This window comes from Bacillus sp. FSL K6-1012 (assembly GCF_037964915.1).
Taxonomy (GTDB): Bacteria; Bacillota; Bacilli; order Bacillales; family Bacillaceae; genus Bacillus; species Bacillus halotolerans.
This window is the reverse complement of record NZ_CP150175.1, coordinates 4,123,978-4,135,600: the sequence shown is the minus strand read 5'-3', so window position 1 is coordinate 4,135,600 and position 11,623 is coordinate 4,123,978. Positions and strand designations below refer to the sequence as shown.

The 11,623-nt window shown below is 47.4% G+C and carries 11 protein-coding genes; all 11 read left to right on the top strand.

All coding sequences use genetic code 11. From position 1 onward, the window contains the following. Positions 1-39 precede the first annotated feature (39 nt). The 11 genes from iolB (at position 40) to yxdK (ending at position 11,580) form a co-directional block, all read left to right on the top strand. Positions 40-855 carry a 5-deoxy-glucuronate isomerase gene (gene iolB, locus NSS75_RS21390; protein ID WP_024123448.1) on the top strand — a complete coding sequence of 272 codons (816 nt, stop codon included), beginning with the start codon at positions 40-42 and terminating at the stop codon, positions 853-855. Between the two features lie 23 nt (positions 856-878). After that, the gene (gene iolC / locus NSS75_RS21385) at positions 879-1,856 is read left to right on the top strand and encodes a 5-dehydro-2-deoxygluconokinase (protein WP_339235032.1); all 978 of its coding nucleotides are present in this window, start codon (positions 879-881) and stop codon (positions 1,854-1,856) included. A 32-nt stretch (positions 1,857-1,888) separates the two neighbouring features. Continuing rightward, positions 1,889-3,802, top strand: a complete 1,914-nt coding sequence (gene iolD / locus NSS75_RS21380) for a 3D-(3,5/4)-trihydroxycyclohexane-1,2-dione acylhydrolase (decyclizing) (RefSeq protein WP_216394713.1) — start codon at positions 1,889-1,891, stop codon at positions 3,800-3,802. A 15-nt stretch (positions 3,803-3,817) separates the two neighbouring features. After that, a complete protein-coding gene (gene iolE / locus NSS75_RS21375) occupies positions 3,818-4,711 on the top strand; it encodes a myo-inosose-2 dehydratase (RefSeq protein WP_024123445.1) in 894 nt (297 codons plus the stop codon). 14 nt (positions 4,712-4,725) lie between these two features. Further along, positions 4,726-6,045, top strand: a complete 1,320-nt coding sequence (locus tag NSS75_RS21370) for an MFS transporter (RefSeq protein WP_339235024.1) — start codon at positions 4,726-4,728, stop codon at positions 6,043-6,045. A 22-nt stretch (positions 6,046-6,067) separates the two neighbouring features. After that, positions 6,068-7,102, top strand: a complete 1,035-nt coding sequence (gene iolG / locus NSS75_RS21365) for a bifunctional inositol 2-dehydrogenase/D-chiro-inositol 1-dehydrogenase (protein WP_339235021.1) — start codon at positions 6,068-6,070, stop codon at positions 7,100-7,102. Positions 7,103-7,123: 21 nt separating this feature from the next. Further along, entirely contained in the window at positions 7,124-7,993 is an 870-nt protein-coding gene (locus NSS75_RS21360; RefSeq protein ID WP_024123442.1) for a sugar phosphate isomerase/epimerase, read from the top strand. Positions 7,994-8,079: 86 nt separating this feature from the next. Then, a complete protein-coding gene (gene iolI / locus NSS75_RS21355; protein WP_103672021.1) occupies positions 8,080-8,916 on the top strand; it encodes a 2-keto-myo-inositol isomerase in 837 nt (278 codons plus the stop codon). Positions 8,917-8,936: 20 nt separating this feature from the next. Continuing rightward, entirely contained in the window at positions 8,937-9,809 is an 873-nt protein-coding gene (gene iolJ / locus NSS75_RS21350) for a 6-phospho-5-dehydro-2-deoxy-D-gluconate aldolase (protein WP_024123440.1), read from the top strand. A gap of 107 nt (positions 9,810-9,916) precedes the next feature. Continuing rightward, positions 9,917-10,606 carry a two-component system response regulator YxdJ gene (gene yxdJ, locus NSS75_RS21345; RefSeq protein ID WP_339235016.1) on the top strand — a complete coding sequence of 230 codons (690 nt, stop codon included), beginning with the start codon at positions 9,917-9,919 and terminating at the stop codon, positions 10,604-10,606. Further along, positions 10,603-11,580 carry a two-component system sensor histidine kinase YxdK gene (yxdK, locus tag NSS75_RS21340; protein WP_339235014.1) on the top strand — a complete coding sequence of 326 codons (978 nt, stop codon included), beginning with the start codon at positions 10,603-10,605 and terminating at the stop codon, positions 11,578-11,580. Before yxdJ ends, yxdK begins: the two co-directional genes overlap by 4 nt. Positions 11,581-11,623: the final 43 nt, after the last annotated feature.

Here is an 11,623-nt window from a genome sequence, read left to right as displayed (position 1 = left end):
TCGGACTCATTCTTACCATAGAAAGAGGAGGGCTTAACCATGAGTCATTTGTTGCGTAAGCCGCAGTCGAATGAAGTATCAAAAGGCGTCAAACTTGTGCATGAAGTAACGAAATCAAACTCAGATCTTACCTATGTAGAGTTTAAAGTGTTAGAACTCGCATCCGGTTCAAGCTATACAGAAGAATTGAAAAAACAAGAAATCTGCATTGTGGCAGTGACGGGAAAAATCACAGTGACGGATCATGAATCTACGTTTGAACATATCGGTACGCGTGAAAGCGTATTTGAGAGAAAACCGACAGACAGCGTCTATATCTCCAATGACCGTGCCTTTCAGATTACGGCAGAGAGTGATGCGAGAGTGGCGCTTTGTTATTCGCCATCAGAGAAACAGCTTCCGACAAAGCTGATCAAGGCGGAAGACAACGGGATTGAACATCGCGGAAAGTTTTCCAACAAACGGACCGTTCACAACATTCTTCCGGATTCAGATCCTTCAGCTAACAGCCTCTTAGTGGTTGAAGTGTATACAGACAGCGGAAACTGGTCCAGCTACCCGCCTCATAAACACGATCAAGACAACCTGCCGGAGGAGTCCTTCTTGGAAGAAACCTACTACCATGAATTAGATCCGGGCCAAGGCTTTGTATTTCAGCGCGTTTACACAGATGACCGCTCCATTGACGAGACAATGACTGTAGAAAATGAAAACGTTGTCATCGTTCCTGCGGGATATCACCCGGTAGGTGTGCCGGACGGATATACGTCCTACTATTTAAATGTCATGGCAGGACCGACACGAAAATGGAAGTTTCATAATGATCCGGCTCATGAGTGGATTTTAGAACGCTAACAAGTGAGGAGTGGCTGTTTACGATGAAGTATACATTCAACGAAGAGAAGGACTTTGATATTGTTTCCATCGGCCGGGCGTGTATTGATTTGAACGCGGTTGAATACAATCGCCCAATGGAAGAAACGATAACATTTTCGAAATACGTCGGCGGCTCGCCTGCGAATATCGCGATCGGCAGCTCAAAGCTCGGCTTAAAAGCGGGCTTTATCGGCAAAATTCCAGATGACCAGCATGGCAGATTCATAGAGTCCTATATGAGAAAAACCGGCGTAGACACAACACAAATGGTCGTTGATAAGGAAGGGCATAAAGCCGGTCTCGCATTTACTGAAATTCTGAGTCCGGAAGAATGCAGTATCTTAATGTACCGCGATGACGTGGCCGATCTTTATCTTGAGCCTTCAGAGGTAAGCGAGGACTACATCGCAAATGCGAAAATGCTGCTCGTTTCCGGGACAGCGCTCGCTAAAAGCCCGTCACGGGAAGCGGTGTTAAAAGCCGTTCAATATGCGAAAAATCACCAGGTAAAAGTCGTGTTCGAACTGGATTATCGCCCATATACATGGCAGTCAGCCGATGAAACAGCTGTTTACTATTCTTTGGTCGCTGAGCAGTCCGATATCGTCATCGGAACACGGGATGAATTCGATGTCATGGAAAACCGCACAGGCGGCAGCAATGAAGAGTCTGTCGATTATTTATTTGACCATTCAGCCGACCTCGTCGTCATCAAGCATGGTGTAGAAGGCTCGTACGCATACAGCAAATCCGGCGAAGTCTTCCGCGCCCAAGCGTACAAGACAAAAGTGCTGAAAACCTTCGGAGCCGGTGACTCGTATGCTTCGGCCTTTATCTACGGACTTGTCAGCGGCAAAGACATTGAAACGGCATTGAAATACGGAAGCGCCTCAGCCTCCATTGTTGTCAGCAAGCATAGCTCATCGGAAGCCATGCCGACAGCGGAAGAAATCGTACAGCTTATTGAAGCACAGTCATAATTGAAAAAGATCGAGTAAAGGTGGGATCGTTTGTGGGTAAGAAAATTCGCTTAACAACAGCACAAGCGCTGATTAAATTCTTAAACCAGCAGTACATCCATGTTGATGGCAAGGAAGAGCCTTTCGTAGAAGGGATTTTCACGATTTTCGGTCATGGAAATGTTTTAGGGATTGGGCAGGCGCTTGAGCAGGATGCTGGCCATTTAAAAGTGTACCAAGGGAAAAATGAACAGGGAATGGCGCATGCCGCAATGGCGTACAGCAAGCAAATGCTGAGAAGAAAAATTTACGCGGTCTCAACATCTGTCGGACCGGGAGCGGCCAACTTAGTGGCGGCAGCCGGCACTGCATTGGCAAATAATATTCCTGTTCTCTTCATTCCGGCAGATACATTTGCGACAAGACAGCCCGACCCTGTACTGCAGCAAATGGAGCAAGAGTACAGTGCGGCGGTTACAACAAACGATGCATTGAAGCCTGTATCGAGATACTGGGATCGCGTTACACGCCCTGAGCAGCTGATGAGCAGCTTGCTTCGCGCTTTTGAAGTCATGACTGATCCGGCAAAAGCGGGTCCGGCGACCATTTGCATTTCTCAGGATGTGGAAGGCGAAGCGTACGATTTCGATGAAAGTTTCTTCGTCAAACGGGTTCACTATATTGATCGCATGCAGCCGAGCGAGCGTGAACTTCTAGGTGCGGCGGAGCTGATCAAAGCCAGCAAAAAACCTGTGATCCTCGTAGGCGGAGGCGCGAAATATTCCGGTGCGCGCGATGAATTAATAGCCATATCTGAGGCCTATGACATTCCGCTGGTTGAAACACAGGCAGGCAAATCGACTGTGGAAGCTGATTTTCCGAACAACTTGGGCGGAATGGGCATCACAGGAACCCTCGCGGCAAATAAGGCGGCCCGCCAAGCAGATTTGATTATCGGTATCGGCACAAGATATACGGATTTTGCGACATCCTCTAAGACCGCTTTTGATTTTGATAAAGCGAAGTTTCTGAACATCAATGTCAGCCGAATGCAGGCGTATAAACTCGATGCGTTCCAAGTGGTGGCGGATGCGAAAGTGACGCTTGGCAAACTGCACGGCCTGCTTGAAGGCTATAGGAGTGAATTCGGTTCAACGATCAAGGAGCTGAAGGACGAATGGCTCGCTGAACGCGACCGCCTCAGCAAAGTGACATTTAAGCGGGAAGCATTTGATCCGGAAATCAAACATCATTTCTCTCAAGAGATTCTAAACGAGTACGCTGACGCGTTGAATACCGAGCTTCCGCAAACAACGGCATTGCTGACGATTAACGAGACCATTCCTGAAGACAGTGTGATTATCTGTTCGGCAGGCTCTCTTCCGGGAGATTTGCAGCGTTTGTGGCACTCCAATGTCCCGAATACGTATCACCTGGAGTACGGATATTCCTGCATGGGCTATGAAGTGTCCGGCACACTGGGGCTTAAATTGGCTCACCCAGACAGAGAAGTGTATACGATTGTCGGAGACGGCAGCTTCCTGATGCTTCATTCCGAACTGATCACAGCGATTCAGTATAACAAGAAGATCAATGTGCTGCTTTTTGACAACTCAGGATTCGGATGTATCAACAACCTGCAAATGGACCACGGAAGCGGCAGCTACTACTGTGAGTTCCGCACAGATGACAACCAAATCTTGAATGTCGATTACGCGAAAGTCGCTGAGGGTTATGGCGCGAAAACGTACCGTGCTAACACAGTAGAAGAGTTAAAAGCGGCGTTAGAGGATGCGAAGAAACAAGACGTATCAACGTTGATTGAAATGAAAGTGCTGCCAAAAACAATGACTGACGGCTATGACAGCTGGTGGCATGTCGGAGTGGCTGAAGTATCTGAACAAGAAAGCGTTCAAAAAGCATATGAAGCAAAAGAGAAAATGCTCGAATCTGCAAAGCAGTATTAGAGGGGAGGCATCATGATGGGCAAACATGAAATCCTGTGGGGGATCGCTCCCATTGGGTGGCGGAATGATGATATGCCTGAAATCGGAGCGGGAAATACACTTCAGCATTTGTTAAGTGATATAGTTGTCGCGCGTTTTCAAGGTACGGAAGTCGGGGGCTTTTTCCCCGAGCCTTCCATTCTTAATAAAGAGCTTAAGCTTCGGAATTTACGCATTGCGGGAAAATGGTTCAGCAGTTTTATTTTGCGTGACGGACTTGGTGAAGCGGCGAAGGCATTTACCCTGCATTGTGAGTATTTGCAGCAAGTCAATGCGGATGTTGCAGTTGTCTCTGAACAAACCTACAGCGTGCAAAGTCTGGAGAAAAACGTGTTCACAGAGAAACCGCATTTTACTGATGAGGAATGGGAACGGCTTTGTGAAGGATTAAATCATCTTGGGAAAATTGCCGATCAGCATGGCTTAAAGCTGGTATATCATCACCATCTCGGCACCGGCGTCCAAACAGCGGCTGAAGTGGACCGCCTGATGGAGGGAACAGACCCTGCACATGTGCACCTCCTCTACGATACGGGTCATGCGTATATTTCTGACGGCGACTACATGGGCATGCTGAAAAAGCATATCGATCGCATTAAACATGTCCATTTTAAGGATGCCCGTCTGAACGTTATGGAACAATGCAAACTCGAAGGGAAATCGTTTCAGCAATCGTTTTTACAAGGCATGTTTACGGTTCCCGGTGACGGCTGCATTGATTTTAGAGACGTATATCAGCTGCTGTTAAAGCACAATTATTCCGGATGGATTGTCATTGAAGCTGAACAGGACCCCGATGTCGCAAACCCGCTTGAGTATGCATTGATCGCGAGAAACTATATTGATGAGCAGTTGCTGGATCTGGCGTAATGGGGACTGAATATATGGGCCATACCAATGCAGATTCGGCCTTCAATAAACGGACAATCGCGGCAGCATTGGCTAACTATATAGATGCCGGTTCGATTGTGGCTGGATCTGCTGGTTTATCGTTATGGGTCAGTTACCTGAAGCTGTCAGATACCCAAATCGGATTGCTCGGCGCATTGAGTGCGAATGCCATCTCTGCCGCTGTCGGTGCTTTGCTTGGGGGATTTTTGGCGGATAAAGTCGGGCGAAAAGCTGTTTATACGAACAGCATGCTGATTTATGCGCTGGGGATTTGTTTCGTCCTGTTTAGTGTTAACTTTCCCATGCTGTTAAGCGGTTACATGATTATCGGGCTATCAGTTGGCGCTGATATCACCGCCTCATGGACGATCATCGCGGAAAACGCGCCTAAGAAAAACCGGGCCCGCCACTGCGGGGTGGCACAGGCTGCGTGGGCCGCAGGGGCAGTCGCTGTTCTGCTTCTCTCTGTGTTGGTCGGTGATTTAGGTCTGTTGGGAAATAAAATCGTATTTGCCCATCTGCTTGTCATTGCTCTTATTACGTACGTCCTCAGAATCAGGCTTCCTGAGTCAGACGCGTGGCAGCAGAAAAATAAGCCCGCAGACACACAGGCGGCAGAGAAGCCGGCTGTATTACACAAAACCTCGTATTTTGATTTGCTCAAGCCTAAGTATGTAAAAAGCATCCTGTTTTTAATGGGTGTGTACTTGGTTTGGAACTTAGCCGCCGGCGTTATGGGCTTCTTTATGCCTTACATTTATCAGCAGGTCGGCGGGGTATCTGCCAACATGGCAAATCTTTTGCAAATGGGCCTGTTTATCTTTACCGGCCTTGGGGTCGCTCTGATCTTTATGCCCTTTGCAGATCAATATAGAAAAACGGTTTTTGGAATCGCTGCTTTTATGGCCGTCATCGGCTGGACGCTGTTTCTGCTCCCGGTTGAAGGACTGCCGGTCCTGCTTCTGTTTATCGTGGTGATGGGGATCAATAACGGAGCCGGCCAGCAAGCGAATTATCAATTATGGGCCAGCGAAATTTTTCCTACTCAATACCGTGCTTCCGCACAAGGACTGATGTTTTTCCTTGTTCGTATCTCAATAGGGATTTGGAGTCTGTTTGTCCCAATGATTATCACCCATTTCGGCGTTGGAACGATGGCCGCAATTCTCCTCGGGTGTGTGACGGCCAGCATGATGATCGGGCTTCTTTTCGCGCCGAATACATCTGGCAAGTCGCTTGAACAAATTCAAGAGGAACTCTACGGATCTCCTCGGAGCCAAGTAAAGCAAGAAACTGAAAGCAAAATGATGTAACAAACAGAGGGAGTGGCTGTCAATGAGTTTACGTATTGGTGTTATTGGAACTGGAGCAATCGGAAAAGAACATATTAACCGCATCACAAACAAACTGTCCGGCGCAGAAATTGTAGCTGTAACGGATGTGAATCAAGAAGCCGCACAGAACGTCGTCGAGCACTACCAATTAAACGCAGCAGTATATCCTGATGATGACAGCCTTCTGGCAGATGAAAATGTAGACGCTGTCCTAGTGACAAGCTGGGGGCCTGCGCACGAATCGAGTGTGTTGAAAGCGATTAAAGCCCAGAAATATGTATTTTGTGAAAAGCCGCTTGCGACAACTGCTGAAGGATGCATGCGCATCGTCGAAGAGGAAATGAAAACGGGGAAACGCCTTGTTCAAGTCGGCTTTATGCGCCGTTATGACAGCGGTTACGTACAGCTGAAGGAAGCGCTCGACAACAATGTCATCGGCGAGCCGCTTATGATTCACTGCGCGCACCGCAACCCAAGTGTAGCTGATAACTATACAACGGATATGGCCGTTGTCGATACACTTGTTCATGAAATTGATGTGCTGCACTGGCTCGTCAATGATGACTACGAGTCCGTTCAAGTTATCTATCCGAAAAAATCAAAAAATGTCCTGCCGCACTTAAAAGATCCGCAAATCGTAGTCATTGAAACAAAAGGCGGTATCGTCATCAATGCTGAAATCTATGTGAACTGTAAATACGGTTATGACATTCAATGTGAGATCGTCGGAGAAGACGGCATCATCAAGCTTCCTGAACCATCAAGCATCAGCATGAGAAAAGAAGGCAAATTCAGCACAAATATTCTGATGGATTGGCAGAGACGCTTTGTGGATGCGTACGATGTGGAAATCCAAGACTTCATTGATTCGATCCAGAAAAAAGGCGAAGTCAGCGGGCCGACGGCTTGGGACGGCTATATTGCTGCCGTTACGACTGACGCGTGTGTAAAGGCCCAGGAATCTGGACAAAAAGAAAAGGTTGATTTGAAGGAAAAACCGGAATTCTATCAATCCTTTACAACAGTGGAAAACTAGGAATATGGAGGAGTGAAAAAAATGAAATTAGCATTGGATCCATCGATGTATCGAGATGATTTAACGTTGGAGGAAATGGTCTATAAAACGGCGGAGCTTGGCTATGAATATATTGAACTTTCGCCGCGCGAGGATTTTTGTCCATTCTATAAATATCCGAAAGTCGATTCAGCAAAGATCAAACAATTAAAACGGCTTTTAAGGGATACAGGTGTTAAGCTTTCATCACTCCTTCCGCTTTACCACTGGGCGGGTCCTGAAGAAGACCGCCGCCAGGCTGCGGTGCGCAACTGGAAAAGGGCAATCGAAATTGCGGTTGAACTTGAAGTGGATTTGATGAACAGTGAATTCAGCGGTTCAAAATATGATCCTTTAACAAGCGAAGAAAAATTTATCAAATCTATGGATGAACTTCTGCCAGTCTTTGAAAAAGAAGGCATTAAACTCAATCTTCAAGCCCATCCGTACGATTTTATCGAAACGCACAAAGGTGCGATGGATATGATCCGCGCGCTCGACAAGGACTGGATCAACCTTGTCTACTCGACTGCGCATACGTTCTTCTACGATGACGGAAAAGGCGATATCGCGACAATGTTTGACGAAGCCGGCGACCGTCTCACACATGTTTTATTTGCAGATACCTTTAATCATAAAGCGGCTCACGGTCTGCGCTACATCGTCAATCCGCCTGACGCGAAAGTAACGGTTCACCAGCATTTGGACATTGGTCAAGGCGAGGTTGATTTTGATACGATTTTCAGAAAACTGAGAGAGATGAAGTTCGACGGAATTGCGACGAATGCCGTGTTTGCTTGGGTCGACGAAAGAGCGGATGAATCAAGCCGATTTATGCTTGAAAAAATGAAAGAAGAATTAGGTCTGGCATAAGCTGAGCATGGAGTTCGGCGGGATATGGCGAACAGCCTTCCTGCCGAACTCCCTTCATATCTAAAACGCAGATGGGGGAGTCTGACATGAAACTTTGTTTTAATGAAGCAACAACATTAGAAAACTCAAATCTTAAACAGGATGTAGAGCTATGCGAAAAGCATGGCTATGATTATATTGAAATCCGCACAATGGATAAGCTGCCGGAGTACTTAAAAGACCATTCATTGGCCGATCTTGCGGAATACTTTCAAACCCATCACATTAAACCGCTTGCCTTAAACGCACTCGTTTTCTTCAATAACCGTGATGAAAAGGGCTATCAGGAGATCATTGCTGAATTTAAGGGCATGATGGAAACCTGCAAAACCCTCGGTGTGAAATATGTGGTGGCCGTTCCGCTTGTGACGGAGCAGAAAATCTTAAAAGAAGAGATCAAAAAGAGCTGTGTAGAGGTGCTGACTGAGCTTTCTGATATCGCCGAACCGTACGGCGTAAAAATCGCCCTTGAGTTTGTCGGCCATCCGCAATGTACAGTCAATACATTTGAACAGGCATATGACATCATCAATACTGTCAGCCGCGACAATGTCGGGCTTGTCTTTGACAGCTTCCATTTCCATGCGATGGGATCAAATATTGAAAGCTTAAAGCAGGCGGACGGGAAGAAAATCTTTATTTATCATATTGACGATACGGAAGATTTCCCAATCGGCTTTTTAACGGATGAAGATCGCGTATGGCCCGGCCAAGGGGCGATTGACTTGGATGCCCACTTATCAGCCCTCAAGGAAATCGGCTTCTCTGATGTGGTATCCGTTGAGCTGTTCCGGCCTGAATACTATAAGCTAAGTGCTGAGGAAGCCATTCAAACAGCGAAAAAAACAACGGTTGATGTCGTATCGAAATACTTCAACATGTAACGGATAAAGGAGGGGTGAACATGGCTTTTGTATCGATGAAAGAGCTTCTTGAAGATGCAAAGCGGGAGCAATATGCGATTGGCCAGTTTAATATCAACGGTTTGCAGTGGACGAAGGCGATTTTGCAAGCGGCGCAAAAGGAGCAATCACCAGTCATCGCCGCGGCTTCCGATCGCCTTGTCGACTATTTAGGCGGATTTAAAACGATTGCCGCCATGGTCGGCGCGTTAATGGAGGAAATGGCGATTACCGTTCCCGTGGTGCTTCATCTTGATCACGGAAGCAGTGCGGAACGCTGCAGACAGGCCATTGATGCCGGATTCAGCTCAGTGATGATTGACGGCTCTCATCAGCCGATTGACGAGAATATCGCGATGACAAAAGAAGTCACCGATTATGCCGCAAAGCACGGCGTGTCAGTAGAAGCCGAAGTCGGCACGGTCGGAGGAATGGAAGACGGGCTGGTCGGCGGGGTCCGCTATGCCGATATCACGGAATGTGAGCGGATCGTCAAAGAAACCAATATCGACGCGCTAGCCGCTGCCCTCGGCTCTGTACACGGCAAATATCAGGGTGAGCCGAATCTCGGATTTAAGGAAATGGAGGCTATCTCCCGCATGACTGATATTCCCCTCGTTCTTCACGGGGCATCCGGGATTCCGCAGAATCAGATCAAAAAAGCCATCACGCTCGGCCACGCGAAGATCAATATCAATACGGAATGTATGGTAGCCTGGACAAACGAAACACGCCGCATGTTTCAGGAAAACAGCGATCTGTACGAACCGCGCGGCTATATGACACCCGGCATTGGAGCCGTGGAAGAGACAGTGCGAAGCAAAATGAGAGAGTTCGGATCAGCCGGTAAAGCAGCTAAGCAGCAGGTCGGCTGAAGAGACCTGAAACCGCCGAGATGGCGGTTTTTTTGTGCGGTGTTGCGTCCGTACCCCCGAAACGATTATGATGATGGCAGCAGTGTAAGAAACGGGAGTGGTTCAGTTTGAATAAAATCATGATTGTAGAAGACAGTGAAGACATTCGCGGACTATTGCAGAATTATCTTGAAAAATACGGATACCAAACCGTGGTCGCCGCGGATTTCACGGCTGTTCTTGATGTCTTTTTGCGAGAAAAGCCTGATGTGGTGCTGCTTGATATCAACCTGCCGTCCTATGACGGCTATTATTGGTGCCGCCAGATCCGCCAGCACTCCACAAGCCCGATCATTTTCATTTCAGCCAGAAACGGGGAAATGGATCAGGTGATGGCGATTGAAAACGGCGGAGACGATTATATCGAAAAACCGTTTTCCTACGATATTGTGCTGGCGAAAATCAAAAGCCAGATCCGCAGGGCATACGGAGAGTACGCCGCAAAACAGTGGGAGAAAGTGGTTGAATATGCCGGCGTGCAGCTCTTTGTGGAACGGTTTGAACTGCGCTTTCATGACGAAAAAAGCGAGCTTTCTAAAAAAGAAAGTAAGCTTTTGGAAGTGCTGCTGGAGCGGGGAGAAAAGGTGACGGGAAGAGACAGGCTCATGGAAAAAACGTGGGACACCGACATTTTCGTCGATGATAATACACTTAACGTGTATATCACGCGGCTCAGAAAAAAACTGCGGGAGCTGAATGCGCCTGTTTCGATTGAATCGGTGCGGGGCGAAGGCTACCAGCTGAGGGCGCAGTCATGAAGCTGTTTCTCCGGTCTCATGCAGTGCTGATTCTGCTTTTTCTCCTTCAAGGGCTGTTTGTCTTCTTTTATTACTGGTTTGCGGGTCTTCATTCTTTTTCTCACTTGTTTTACATATTGGGCGTGCAGCTTCTTATTTTGGCGGGTTATCTTGCCTATCGCTGGTACAAAGACCGCGGCGTGTATCATTGGCTCAGTTCAGGACAGGAAGGGACGGACATCCCGTATCTCGGTTCTTCAGTGTTTTGTTCAGAGCTGTATGAAAAGCAGATGGAGCTGATCCGGCTGCAGCACCAGAAGCTTCATGAGACCGAAGCCAAGCTTGACGCGCGCGTGACGTATATGAATCAATGGGTGCACCAAGTAAAGACGCCGCTGTCGGTCATTAATTTAATCATTCAGGAAGAGGATGAGCCCGTTTTTGAACAAATCAAAAAAGAAGTCCGGCAGATTGAATTCGGGCTGGAGACGCTTCTTTATTCTTCAAGGCTCGACCTGTTTGAACGGGATTTTAAAATCGAAGCGGTTTCCCTGTCCGAGCTTCTCCAATCAGTCATTCAAAGCTATAAACGATTTTTTATTCAATACCGCGTTTATCCGAAAATGAACATTTGCGATGATCATAAGATTTACACCGATGCAAAATGGCTTAAATTTGCGATCAGCCAAGTGGTCACAAATGCGGTCAAGTATTCAGCGGGCAAGAGTGACAGACTTGAGCTGAATGTCTCCCGCGATGAAGACAGGACGGTGCTTGAAGTCAAAGATTACGGTTTTGGCATTCCCTCGCAAGACATCAAGCGGGTGTTTGACCCTTATTATACCGGTGAAAACGGGCGGCGTTTCCAAGAATCTACGGGAATCGGCCTCCATCTCGTCAAAGAAATTACGGACAAGCTCAATCATACGGTGGACATCAGCTCGTCTCCCGGTAAAGGGACATCGGTTCGATTTTCATTTCTTACAAAAATGTAAGGCTGCGTTAAGAAAACAACATAGCTCGTTTTGTTTCCCCTTG